The sequence below is a fragment of the Peribacillus simplex genome (assembly GCF_900156045.1).
Taxonomy (GTDB): Bacteria; Bacillota; Bacilli; order Bacillales; family DSM-1321; genus Peribacillus; species Peribacillus simplex_D.
Genome location: NZ_FTMX01000002.1, coordinates 14,009 through 26,942, shown reverse-complemented (window position 1 = coordinate 26,942; position 12,934 = coordinate 14,009). Strand labels below are relative to the sequence as shown.

Annotated in this window: 10 protein-coding genes; all 10 read left to right on the top strand. The window is 41.7% G+C overall.

Annotation, left to right across the window (positions count from 1 at the left end; all coding sequences use genetic code 11):
* Positions 1–124: 124 nt before the first annotated feature.
* A complete protein-coding gene (locus tag BW986_RS06640; protein WP_076366401.1) occupies positions 125–922 on the top strand; it encodes a TIGR00282 family metallophosphoesterase in 798 nt (265 codons plus the stop codon).
* 174 nt (positions 923–1,096) lie between these two features.
* Positions 1,097–1,357 carry a stage V sporulation protein SpoVS gene (gene spoVS / locus BW986_RS06635; protein ID WP_029281188.1) on the top strand — a complete coding sequence of 87 codons (261 nt, stop codon included), beginning with the start codon at positions 1,097–1,099 and terminating at the stop codon, positions 1,355–1,357.
* Between the two features lie 134 nt (positions 1,358–1,491).
* Entirely contained in the window at positions 1,492–2,427 is a 936-nt protein-coding gene (locus tag BW986_RS06630; protein WP_076367887.1) for a dipeptidase, read from the top strand.
* Between the two features lie 217 nt (positions 2,428–2,644).
* The gene (locus tag BW986_RS06625; RefSeq protein ID WP_076366399.1) at positions 2,645–4,402 is read left to right on the top strand and encodes a 2-oxoacid:acceptor oxidoreductase subunit alpha; all 1,758 of its coding nucleotides are present in this window, start codon (positions 2,645–2,647) and stop codon (positions 4,400–4,402) included.
* A complete protein-coding gene (locus tag BW986_RS06620) occupies positions 4,389–5,255 on the top strand; it encodes a 2-oxoacid:ferredoxin oxidoreductase subunit beta (RefSeq protein WP_057278380.1) in 867 nt (288 codons plus the stop codon). The genes BW986_RS06625 and BW986_RS06620 overlap by 14 nt, the downstream gene beginning before the upstream one ends.
* Before the next feature lie 664 nt (positions 5,256–5,919).
* A complete protein-coding gene (tdh, locus tag BW986_RS06610) occupies positions 5,920–6,960 on the top strand; it encodes an L-threonine 3-dehydrogenase (protein WP_076367885.1) in 1,041 nt (346 codons plus the stop codon).
* A gap of 338 nt (positions 6,961–7,298) precedes the next feature.
* Positions 7,299–8,843 (top strand): tRNA (N6-isopentenyl adenosine(37)-C2)-methylthiotransferase MiaB, encoded by a 1,545-nt coding sequence (gene miaB / locus BW986_RS06605; protein WP_076366395.1) that lies wholly within the window; start codon positions 7,299–7,301, stop codon positions 8,841–8,843.
* 1 nt (position 8,844) lies between these two features.
* Positions 8,845–9,273 (top strand): YlbF/YmcA family competence regulator, encoded by a 429-nt coding sequence (locus BW986_RS06600; protein ID WP_034313499.1) that lies wholly within the window; start codon positions 8,845–8,847, stop codon positions 9,271–9,273.
* Between the two features lie 212 nt (positions 9,274–9,485).
* Positions 9,486–10,025 carry an outer spore coat protein CotE gene (locus BW986_RS06595; RefSeq protein WP_034313495.1) on the top strand — a complete coding sequence of 180 codons (540 nt, stop codon included), beginning with the start codon at positions 9,486–9,488 and terminating at the stop codon, positions 10,023–10,025.
* Between the two features lie 277 nt (positions 10,026–10,302).
* Positions 10,303–12,930, top strand: a complete 2,628-nt coding sequence (gene mutS, locus BW986_RS06590) for a DNA mismatch repair protein MutS (RefSeq protein ID WP_076366392.1) — start codon at positions 10,303–10,305, stop codon at positions 12,928–12,930.
* The last annotated feature ends 4 nt before the right edge of the window (positions 12,931–12,934 follow it).

Here is a 12,934-nt window from a genome sequence, read left to right as displayed (position 1 = left end):
CCACTTCGTCTTTTCTATTTTCGATATTAGTCGTTAAGCGTAATTCCGATAATTACCCCAAATTATGTTACAATACATACTTGAATAATTCATATAATTAGGTGAATCTAGAAAGGATTTTACAATGAAATTGCTATTTATTGGAGATGTAGTAGGGTCTCCCGGTCGTGACATGATCCAAGAATACCTTCCTAAGTTAAAAGAAAAGTATCGTCCGCATATCACGGTCATCAATGGCGAGAATGCAGCAAGCGGCCGGGGAATTACAGAAAAGATATACCGCAGTTTTTTAGAGTGGGGAGCGCAGGCGGTGACCATGGGAAACCATACATGGGATAATCGTGATATTTTCAACTTTATCGATGAAGCGAAATATCTCGTCCGTCCAGCTAACTTTCCAGACGGGGCACCTGGAGAAGGAATGAAATTTTTAAAATTGAACCATCATGAAATAGCGATCATCAATTTGCAAGCGAGAACGTTCATGCCTGATTTGGACTGCCCGTTCAAAAAGGCGGAAGAACTCGTGGCGGAGGCTCGAAAAAAGACACCGATCATCTTTGTCGATTTTCATGGAGAAGCTACGAGTGAAAAGCAAGCTATGGGGTGGTTCCTGGATGGGAAGGTTACAGCCGTTGTCGGTACACACACACACGTCCAGACAGCCGATAACCGTATATTACCTGCAGGCACCGCTTACATATCAGATGTAGGCATGACAGGACCCTATGATGGCATCCTTGGTATGGAAAGAGGGGCAGTCATCCATCGGTTCCTAACTAGCCTTCCTGTTCGTTTTGAAGTGCCAAAAGAGGGTCGGACCCTATTAAGTGGGGTTCTCCTTGAAATTGATGATAAAACCGGCAAGGCAATAAAAATAGAAAGGATACTGATTAACGAAGATCATCCTTTTTATCAATGATTCAAACGGATGGACAGTCAAACTGTCCATCCGTTTTTCCATTCATTAATAAATGGTGGACAATCACGGTTTTCTTTGTCATACAAGTTTTACTTGATGAATATAGTAGCAGTGGAAAGTGTTATAACTATTGAGCCAAGTTAGAATCGGCAGGGAAAACAAGGAGGACTAGGAATGGAAATATTAAAAGTTTCAGCAAAATCTAATCCTAATTCTGTAGCAGGCGCACTAGCGGGAGTGCTCAGGGAAAGAGGAGCAGCCGAAATTCAAGCAATCGGTGCAGGTGCGTTAAATCAAGCCGTCAAGGCAGTAGCAATCGCGAGAGGGTTTGTCGCACCTAGTGGAGTCGACTTGATTTGTATTCCTGCCTTTACAGATATACTTATTGATGGCGAAGAGAGAACGGCAATAAAACTAATCATTGAACCAAGATAATTTCATGTTTGGATGCCCTGTTTGTCGGAAAGGCGAGCAGGCTCTTTTTTGTCCTGAAATCCAATGACGGAAAATCAATGTCCCTTTATAATGGAATATATAATCTTAAAAAAGATACAGGAAGGGGAATTACATTGGCGATTTTTGATGCACATTGTGATGTGCTGATGAAAATGTTCATCGATCCGGATATTTCTTTTACGAATAGTGATAAATTACATATAACAAAGCGGGGATTATTGGATGAAGGGGGAAAAGTCCAATGTTTTGCAATATATATTCCTGAAAAAGTCCACCCTGATATGAGGTTTCAAGCGGCTTTGGCAATGGTGGATATTTTTCATGAAAAGATTTTATCAGAGCCGGATATGAAATTTATCAAGACCAGGGCAGACATCGAATCTTTAAAAGAACAGGAAATAGGTGCAATGCTAACTTTGGAAGGGTGCGATTGCATTGGGAATGATTTGTTAAAACTGAAAACACTTATTCATCTTGGAGTGTCCTCCGTAGGTCTAACTTGGAATTACGCTAACTTGGTAGCGGATGGGGCATTAGAAACAAGAGGAGGCGGCTTGACAGGGTTTGGAACAGAGGTAGTGGTCCTATTGAATGAGAAATCAATTTGGTGTGATTTATCCCATTTATCTGAAGCTGGATTTTGGGACACCCTAAAGTTGGCGGAATTCCCAATTGCCTCCCATTCGAATGCTTATCATCTTTGTCCGCATCCACGAAATTTAAAGGACGGGCAGATAAAGGCCCTTTTGCAGAAAAATGGGGTGATTGGCGTAACCTTTGTCCCGCAATTTCTTTCAAATGGCGGTTCGGCTACGATTAAGGATATCTTGAAACATATAGAGCATATATGCAGTTTGGGAGGGGAAAGACAAATTGGATTAGGGTCTGACTTCGATGGAATCGAACATATGGTAGAAAATTTAATGTCTTATAATGATTATCATAACTTAATCAATGAACTGAACAGGCTTTATTCCAGTGAGTTTGTAAAAGGTCTCCTTTTTGATAATTTCACTCGTAATTTTCCGCTTGAAAAGGTAATATCTTAAGTGATTTTCAATTCATACTATATAGATATGAATAAATATTCTGAAAATATAAAAAATAAAAGCAAAAAGGTTGCAATTTCATGATTTAACCGATAGAATTGAAAGCGTTTAGTACACCTTTCCTAAATTAGAACGATTAATTATACATAGTTGAATGTTCTGAAGAGAGGTGCGGTTAAATGCATTTATATACGAACGTCCTAAAGGAGTGTAAGACATGATCAATCAACTTTCATGGAAAGTTGGCGGACAACAAGGTGAAGGTATTGAAAGTACAGGAGAAATATTCTGTATTGCCCTCAATCGCTTAGGTTATTACTTGTATGGCTACCGTCATTTCTCATCCCGAATCAAGGGTGGACACACGAATAACAAAATTCGTGTAAGTACTACGGAAACTCGTGCTATCTCTGATGATTTAGACATCTTAGTTGCTTTTGACCAAGAAACAATTGACGTCAATTATAAAGAATTACATGAGGGTGGCATCATAATCGCGGATGCAAAATTCAAACCTGTCTGCCCAGAAGATACAAAGGCAGAATTATATATTGTTCCATTTACGGAAATAGCAGCCGAATTAGGAACATCATTAATGAAAAATATGGTGGCCATCGGCGCGACATGTGCTGTGCTAGGAATGGAAATTTCCGTATTCAACGATGTGGTTGATGAAATATTCGGCCGTAAAGGTGAAGAAATCGTTAAGAAGAATATGGATGCCATTACTGCTGGCTATAAGGCAATGGAAGTGTTGCTTGGAGAAAAACTGGGAGCAATGGAACTGGAAAAGGCAGACGGCCAAAAACGAATGTTCATGATCGGTAACGATGCCATCGCTTTAGGCGCAGTTGCAGGCGGTTGCCGCTTCATGGCAGCTTACCCGATTACTCCGGCCTCTGAAATTATGGAATACTTAATTAAAAAACTTCCTCAATTTGGTGGGACGGTCATACAGACTGAAGATGAAATCGCGGCGGCTACAATGGCAATCGGTGCAAACTACGGTGGTGTACGTGCCATCACAGCTTCAGCTGGACCTGGACTTTCCTTGAAAATGGAAGCGATTGGTTTAGCGGGCATTACCGAAACGCCAATTGTCATCGTCGATACTCAACGTGGCGGTCCATCTACGGGACTTCCTACAAAACAGGAGCAATCCGATTTAATGGCGATGATTTATGGTACACATGGTGAAATACCTAAAATCGTCATGGCTCCGAGTACTGTTGAGGAAGCTTTTTATGATACGGCAGAAGCATTCAACCTTGCAGAGGAATATCAATGTCCAGTTATCGTTTTATCCGACCTACAGCTATCATTAGGTAAACAAACGGTTCAGCCGCTTGATTACGGCAAAGTGGAGATAAGACGCGGAAAATTGGTTGACTTTGAAATTGAAGAGTCTGAAAACAAATCTTACTTCAAACGTTATGAAGTAACGGAAGACGGAGTCTCACCACGTGTAGTGCCTGGTATGAAAAATGGAATTCACCACGTTACAGGTGTTGAACATGATGAAACGGGCAGACCTTCCGAGACGGCATTGAATCGTAAATTGCAAATGGATAAACGGATGCGTAAGTTGAATAATTTAACTAACACATTCCAAACACCAGTATATAAAAACACACCGCATGAAGAAGCGGATTTATTAATTCTTGGCTTTAACTCAACACGCGGGACGATTGATGAAGCGATCGGCCGGTTAGAAACGGATGGAATGAAAGTGAATCATGCGCATATCCGTTTGATTCATCCTTTCCCAGCAGATGAAGTCCTATCATTGGTGCAAAGTGCTAAGAAAGTAGTAGTTATTGAAAATAATGCGACTGGACAATTGGCTAATATTATCAAGATGAATGTTGGACATGTTAATAAAATTAAAAGCATCCTAAAATATGATGGCAACCCATTCCTCCCGCATGAAATTCACACACAATGCAAGGAGATGTTCGAATATGGCAACGTTTAAAGAATTTCGGAATGATGTAAAACCTAACTGGTGTCCTGGCTGCGGAGATTTCTCCGTTCAGGCTGCCATGCAGCGTGCGGCAGCGAATGTAGGATTGGAGCCGGAGAATTTGGCCGTAGTTTCCGGTATCGGCTGTTCAGGTCGTATATCGGGTTACATCAAGTCCTATGGTTTTCATGGCATCCATGGCCGCTCACTGCCAATTGCCCAAGGAGTAAAAATGGCCAACCGTGAATTGACCGTTATAGCTTCAGGCGGTGACGGAGATGGTTTTGCAATCGGGATGGGACACACAATCCATGCGATCCGCCGTAATATCGACATTACGTATATCGTCATGGATAACCAGATTTATGGATTGACAAAAGGCCAGACTTCCCCTAGATCCGCTGCTGGATTTAAAACCAAATCCACTCCAGAAGGATCAATAGAACAAGCTGTTTCACCTATGGAATTAGCATTGTCAGCTGGTGCTACGTTTGTCGCCCAAAGCTTTTCCACTGACTTGAAAGACCTGACGGCGATCATTGAAGCAGGGATAAACCATAAAGGGTTCTCCTTTATCAATGTTTTCTCTCCTTGCGTAACATATAATAAGATCAATACGTATGATTGGTTTAAACAAAACTTAACTAAATTGAACACGATCGAAGGCTATGATTCATCAAATAAAGAACAGGCCATGCAGACTTTGATGCAACATGACAGCCTAGTGACAGGGATTATTTATCAAGACTCTTCACGCCCTTCGTACCAGGAATTAGTGCCAGGGTATGCTGAAAAAGCGTTAAATAAATCAGATTTGACACTGGATCAAGCGCACTTTGATAAGCTTGTTGCGGAATTTATGTAAAAAATTAAAAGGTTCACCCCTTAAGAGGGGTGAACCTTTTTTGTGATTAATTGGAAAGCTCAAGTAGAGAGAATCACTATCCTCTCAATATTAACTTATTAAAAACCGTTATTGCATCCACAGCCGAATGAGAAGAGATTGCAACGATTCCTTCTGCGACAATGGCGGTGGCGATCCCGGTCACGATCCCGGTCGCGATCCCGGTCCCGATCGCGGTCGCGGTCGCGCCTATTACAGCCTCTCACAGCACGACAAAAATCGTCTGCGATTCTATCGTTATCCCGATCGCGGTCCCGATCGTGGTGCCGATCGCGGTCGCGCCTATTGCAGCCCCTTACAGCACGACAAAAATCATTTGCGATTCTATCGTTATCTCTGTCCCGGTCGCGGTCCCGATCATGATGATCGTGATTATTGCATCCACATGACATATAAGTCACTCCTTAATAATTTTGTTGTACAAGATATCTTATTCGAGAGTGGACGAGATGCTATAGAAACATGCCCCATTTAACAAAAATGTACGAACGCCCTAAAAATCATCATTATTAATGTGAAAAGGCCGGTACAAAAGCGATTATGGTATTTTTGTGATTCATTTTTCATATCTTTACATATTAAGGTAGATGAAGAGAGCAGCCCTATTTCAGGGGGAATGTACATGTTGAGAGGTAAAATGAAAGCCATCGTCAAACACCACCGAGGTTATGGGGCCCAATTACAAGTGGTCGATATACCGGATATTCGTGATGACGAGGTCTTGATTCGAGTGAAGATGACCTCGATCTGCGGAACGGATATTCATATTTTCACGTGGGATGAATGGTCACAGGGAAGAGTGAGTCCGCCATACGTATTTGGGCACGAATTTGCTGGGGAAGTAATCGAGATAGGGGCAAGGGTCAGCAATGTTTCAGTTGGTGATTGTGTATCTGCCGAAACACATATCGTTTGCGGTACATGCAGGCAGTGTTTAACTGGGAAATACCATATTTGTCAGAAAACGAACATTATCGGTGTTGATAAACAAGGGTGCTTTGCAGAGTATATAGCTCTGCCAGCCAAAAATTTATGGAAAAATCCAAGTGATATGCCACTCGATATAGCTACCATCCAAGAACCGATGGGTAATGCAGTCCATTCCGTGCTGGCTGGGGAGGTGCTGGGTAAAACGGTGGCAATAATCGGCTGTGGTCCAATTGGGCTTATGGCAATTGCGGTTGCAAAGGCCGCAGGAGCTGATAAAGTATTCGCTCTGGATATTAATGATTATCGACTTCAGCTTGCAAAAAAGATGGGTGCTACAGACCTCATTCATTCAATTAAACAGGATCCATTGGAAATCACGAAAGGACTCACAAGTGAGGATGGGGTGGATGTTGTTTGCGAAATGAGCGGTAATCCTGCAGCTATCCAACAAGGGTTTAAGATGGCGACGAATGGTGGAAGAATATCAATACTAAGTCTGCCTTCTAAGCCCGTCACGCTTGATATAACGGAGGATATTGTATTCAAGGGCCTTACTGTCCAAGGGATAACCGGGAGGAAGATGTTTGCAACCTGGCAACAGGTTTCAAGTCTGCTTGAAAGTGGCAAGGTTGATGTAAAACCAATGATTACCCACCGTTTTTCACTTAGCGATTTTGAAAAGGGATTTGAACTGATGATCAAAGGTCAGTGCGGTAAGGTTCTCCTTATTCCTTAATCATCTAAAAGGTGGAACTTGCATTGTTTACATTTGAAAAATCTTGAAAGGAGAAATCGTCATCCAAAAATGAGAAGAGGCTAATTTTGTAATAGCCTCTTTTTTCATGTTCTTATTTTCCTCATTTGTGAAAAATTTCTTACAATTGAAGAAGCCATGACAGAATGATTGTTTCTTGCAGTTAAAAGCTTTATACTATAATAATGTGGATATATCACACTTAATAGCTAATATTTATTGGTAATTCTTAAAAAGGAATCCGTATAAAACCATTTGAAGATAGGTCTTGAAATAGTTGGTGAAAGAAATAAACTAACTATTTTGAAAGGAGATTAACTATGAACGAGAAACAACGATTAGAATCACAACAAGTACAGGCTGAGAACCCAGCGGACAAAAAATCCGAAAAGGACTTCAGTAAGTACTTTCAAGCCGTTTATATTCCACCTTCCTTAAAAGATGCGAAAAAGCGAGGAAAAGAAGAAGTAGAATATCATGATGACTTTGCAATTCCTGAAGGTTTCCGTGGAATGGGAGAAGGTAAAAAGTTTTACATCCGCACTTTTGGCTGTCAAATGAACGAACATGATACAGAAGTCATGGCGGGCATCTTTATGGCACTTGGTTATCAGCCGACAGACACGGTGGATGATGCTAACGTCATTTTACTTAACACTTGTGCGATTCGGGAAGGCGCAGAGAATAAAGTGTTCGGTGAATTGGGGCATTTAAAATCATTGAAATTGGAAAAGCCGGATCTACTGCTTGGGGTTTGCGGTTGTATGTCACAAGAGGAGTCAGTTGTAAAGCGGATTCTAGAGAAGCACCATTTTGTGGATATGATTTTCGGAACGCATAATATCCACCGGCTGCCGCAAATTCTTAATGAAGCTTATCTTTCCAAGGAAATGGTCATTGAGGTTTGGTCCAAAGAAGGTGATGTAATCGAGAACCTTCCGAAAGTGCGTAAAGGAAAAACGAAGGCATGGGTCAATATCATGTACGGCTGCGATAAGTTTTGCACTTACTGCATCGTACCTTACACAAGGGGGAAAGAAAGAAGCCGCAGGCCTAAAGATATCATCCAAGAAGTCCGTCATTTAGCGGCACAGGGTTACAAGGAAATAACCCTGCTTGGACAGAATGTTAATGCTTACGGTAAAGATTTTACGGATATCGAATATCGTTTCGGCGATTTGATGGATGAAATCCGTAAAATCGATATTCCACGTATTCGTTTTACGACAAGCCATCCCCGTGATTTTGATGATCACTTGATTGAAGTATTGGCTAAAGGCGGCAATCTCGTTGACCATATCCATCTTCCAGTTCAATCGGGAAGTACGGACACACTTAAAATCATGGCCCGTAAATATACCCGTGAACAATATTTAGAGCTCGTAAAAAAGATCAGGGAAGCTATTCCAAGTGCATCGCTAACCACTGACATCATTGTGGGCTATCCGAATGAAACGGAAGAGCACTTTGAAGAAACGATGTCTTTATACCGTGAAGTTGGTTTCGATGCGGCCTATACCTATATCTATTCACCACGTGAGGGAACACCGGCTGCGAAAATGCAGGATAATGTACCGATGGAAGTGAAAAAGGAACGTCTGCAACGCTTGAATGCCCTTGTCAATGAAACGTGTGCATTGAAAATGAAAGAGTATGATGGACAGATTGTTGAAGTGCTCGTTGAAGGAGAAAGCAAGAAGAATGCGGAAGTATTAGCAGGTTATACAACGAAAAATAAGCTCGTGAACTTCAAAGGACCAAAATCCGCTATCGGCCAAATAGTAAAAGTGAAAATCACCGGAACGAAAACTTGGTCATTAAATGGGGATATGGTTGAAGAAGCAACGGCGATTGAGGTGGAGTAATATGACTAAATATACTAAAGATGACATTCTGAACAAAGCGGCCGAGCTTGCTGAAATGATCGCCAGCACGGAAGAAGTCGATTTCTTTAAACGGGCAGAAGCTCACATCAATGAAAACCAAAAAATCCGTGAAATGATCGCCAGCATCAAGAGCTTGCAAAAACAGGCTGTAAACTTCCAGCATTACGGTAAAGAGAAAGCATACAGCCAAGTTCAGGCCAAAATTGATGCACTGGAAAAACAATTGGATGAACTTCCGATCGTGCAGGAATTCAAACAATCCCAAGTGGATGTAAATGATCTTTTGCAAATGGTCTCATCACAAGTATCGAACAAGGTGACGGACCTGATCATTGAATCGACCGAAGGGGACGTCCTTCGCGGTGAGACAGGTTCACAGGTACAAGCAGGCGGCGGAAGCTGTTCATGAATATAAAAAAAGCCCTTCTGATTTCTGAAGGGCTTTTTTATATGCGGAAATCCTTATACAGTGCCCATTCGTGACACATATCCCAAAACTTGCGCATAAAATAACCTAGGTTTAAAACATTACAGCAGTTTTCAAACAATTAAAATTCTACGCACACTAGACTTTTACCACGCATAGGATGAATGGAAACTGTATGAGGAGGGTTCGCTAGCATGTCACAATATAGAGAGATAATTACTAAAGCGGTGGTGGCAAAAGGACGTAAATTCACAAAGTCCTCTCACACCATTTGCCCGGCTCATCATCCTTCTAGCATTCTAGGTTGTTGGATCATCAACCATAAATACGATGCAAAGAAAGTCGGCAAAAAGGTAGAAATTCACGGCAGCTACGAAATCAACGTCTGGTATTCTTATAACCAAAATTCGAAGACGGAAGTTGTAACTGAAAAAGTGCAATATACCGACGTTATTTCGCTGAAATACCGTGATCCCGATTGTCTTGATGACCATGAAATAGTTGCAAAAGCTGTCCAACAGCCGAATTGTTTAGAAGCTTGCATCTCCCCATGTGGACAAAAAATCATTGTCCATGTGGAAAGGGAATTCTTTGTGGAAGTCGTCGGCGAAACGAAAATTTGTGTCGCTGTTAGTCCAGATGGCCGCTGTGAGGATGACTGGGGCTCTGATTTCGATGATGAGGATTTCGAAGATTTAGATCCGGATTTCCTTGATGAATTCGAAGACGAATAGAATTTAGAAATTAATACCGGATGACATTCCCTTCATCCGGTTTTATTTAATTTGAAGCGGGACAAGCCCCGTGCAGGCCTGGGCATAATTAAAAATAGGGATGGAGTGTAACTATATCCGTGCGTATGGCTTTGCAAAGGCAGCCCAAAAAAAGTTTGATTTCAAAGTATAATTGATTTTCCATGCAATTTCGAATACAGGCAATGTTGCTTTCCCGTATGTTATAATGAAGGACATAAATGTGTAATAGATTTTAGTTTGGAAAGGTTTTGAAGGAATGGCTGGATATACTCCGATGATACAGCAATATTTAAAAATTAAGGCAGAGTATCAGGATGCCTTTTTATTTTTTCGTTTAGGCGATTTTTATGAAATGTTTTTTGACGATGCACTGAATGCATCACAAGAGCTCGAAATCACATTAACGAGCCGAGAAGGCGGTAGTGAAGAGCGAATTCCGATGTGCGGCATTCCGTATCACTCGGCTGCTAATTATATTGATATATTGATAGAAAAAGGTTTTAAAGTAGCTATTTGTGAACAAACCGAAGATCCGAAGCAAGCCAAAGGTGTGGTACGCAGGGAAGTTGTCCAGCTGATTACTCCGGGAACGAAAATGGATAGTAAGGGTCTACGTGAAAAGGAAAATAATTATATTGCCACCATCACTTATTTCACGGATGGACAGTTTGGCTTTGGATACAATGATTTATCGACAGGGGAAAATAAGGTCACTTTAATTGAGAGTTTCGAGGAAGTCCTGAATGAATTTGCCATCCTTGGTGCGAGTGAAGTGGTCATTGCCGAGGATTTCAATGAAGAATGGAAAAAAAGGCTGCAAGAACGGGGCGCTGCCGCTCTTTCACTAGAGAGTAATTTAGTTCAAAGCGAGTCATTCGTTGCATTGCTTCATCTATTAAAAGACCAGAAACTGGCGACAACGATCTCACGTTTATTGAATTATCTTTACCGTACCCAAAAACGCAGCTTGGATCATTTACAGCCAGTGCTGGCATATGAAACATCACAATATATGAAAATTGATTATTATAGCAAACGCAATTTGGAATTAACTGAAACCATTCGTTCCAAAGGTAAAAAAGGCTCATTATTATGGCTGCTTGATGAAACGAAAACAGCGATGGGCGGAAGGATGTTGAAACAATGGATTGATAGACCGCTCATTAATAAAAAACAGATCGAGCGGAGACAAAACCTTGTTGAAACCCTGAAAAGTCAATACTTCGAACGGCAGGACTTACGTGAACGCCTTAAGGAAGTGTACGACTTGGAGCGGCTTGCCGGAAGGGTGGCCTTCGGGAATGTAAACGCTCGTGATTTGATTCAACTGAAACGTTCATTGCAGCAAGTGCCGATCATTCGTGAAATCGTGAAGTCAATGGCTTCCAATCAGGATATTTCAATTCTCGCCGATAAATTGGATCCTTGCGAAGAAGTGACGGATTTGCTTGAAACGGCGCTTGTAGAAAACCCGCCATTGTCCGTGAAGGAAGGGAATATCATTCAGGATGGTTTCCATAAGGAGCTGGATACATACAGGGATGCCAGCAGAAACGGGAAAACTTGGATTGCGCAGCTTGAACGCGAAGAGCGGGAACGTACCGGGATCAAATCATTGAAAATCGGATATAATCGTGTATTTGGCTATTACATTGAAGTCACACGAGCCAATTTGCATCTGCTTGAAGAAGGCCGGTATGAACGGAAGCAGACCTTGACGAATGCCGAACGTTATATCACACCTGAATTGAAAGAAAAGGAAGCTTTGATTTTACAAGCAGAAGAAAAAAGCATCAGTTTGGAGTATGACCTATTCCTCAATCTTCGTGAAGAGGTCAAAAGCTATATCCCGCGCTTACAGGATTTAGCGAAAGGCGTCAGTGAACTGGATGTCCTGCAGTGCTTTGCAACGATTAGCGAAGAACGTCATTATGTGAAGCCAGTCTTTTCTGATGATCGAAGAATCGTACTGAAGGAAGGCCGGCATCCAGTGGTCGAGAAAGTCCTTCAATCACAGGAGTATGTCCCCAATGACTGCTTTATGGATGGAGACCGGGAGTTACTTTTGATCACAGGGCCCAATATGTCGGGTAAAAGTACGTATATGCGTCAAATTGCGCTAACATCGATTCTAGCGCAAATTGGATGCTTCGTATCCGCAAATATAGCTGAATTGCCTATTTTTGATAAGGTGTTTACTAGGATTGGCGCGGCAGATGATTTGATTTCCGGTCAAAGTACATTCATGGTCGAGATGCTTGAAGCAAGAAATGCCATCATGAATGCGTCAGAAAACAGTTTGATATTATTTGATGAAATAGGGCGGGGAACATCAACTTATGATGGGATGGCGCTTGCTCAGGCCATCATTGAATATATTCATGAGGAAATTGGGGCAAAGACTCTCTTTTCGACTCACTATCACGAATTGACTGTATTGGCAGCGGAACTGCCAAAATTGAAAAATATCCATGTCAGTGCCATTGAGCAAAATGGAAATGTCGTTTTCCTTCATAAAATTAAAGAAGGGCCAGCAGATAAAAGCTATGGAATCCATGTGGCTAAGCTAGCTGATTTACCGGAGCAGTTAATAGATCGGGCGGCCGCTATTTTAGCGCAGCTAGAGAATGAAAATGGACATGAAAAGACGATGCCTGAACAGCCTGCTGTTGCTGTAGAAGCACCTATTGCCGAAGCTGACCCGGTTACATCCGTCAATGAAGCGCAGCTTTCCTTCTTTGGGGAAGAGGCTCCTAAAGGAAGAGTGAATTCTTCACCTAAGGAAAAAAAGGTGCTGGATGACATAAAATCACTGGATATCCTTGAAATGACGCCGCTTGAGGCAATGAATACCCTTTATAAATTACAAAAGAAACTTAAATGAGAAT

Excerpts from the sequence above, each read along its gene's own strand:
- mutS (WP_076366392.1), top strand. The coding sequence starts at position 10,303 with ATGGCTGGATATACTCCGATGATACAGCAATATTTAAAAATTAAGGCA.
- BW986_RS06640 (WP_076366401.1), top strand. The coding sequence starts at position 125 with ATGAAATTGCTATTTATTGGAGATGTAGTAGGGTCTCCCGGTCGTGAC.
- BW986_RS06625 (WP_076366399.1), top strand. The coding sequence starts at position 2,645 with ATGATCAATCAACTTTCATGGAAAGTTGGCGGACAACAAGGTGAAGGT.
- miaB (WP_076366395.1), top strand. The coding sequence starts at position 7,299 with ATGAACGAGAAACAACGATTAGAATCACAACAAGTACAGGCTGAGAAC.
- BW986_RS06620 (WP_057278380.1), top strand. The coding sequence starts at position 4,389 with ATGGCAACGTTTAAAGAATTTCGGAATGATGTAAAACCTAACTGGTGT.
- spoVS (WP_029281188.1), top strand. The coding sequence starts at position 1,097 with ATGGAAATATTAAAAGTTTCAGCAAAATCTAATCCTAATTCTGTAGCA.
- BW986_RS06600 (WP_034313499.1), top strand. The coding sequence starts at position 8,845 with ATGACTAAATATACTAAAGATGACATTCTGAACAAAGCGGCCGAGCTT.
- BW986_RS06595 (WP_034313495.1), top strand. The coding sequence starts at position 9,486 with ATGTCACAATATAGAGAGATAATTACTAAAGCGGTGGTGGCAAAAGGA.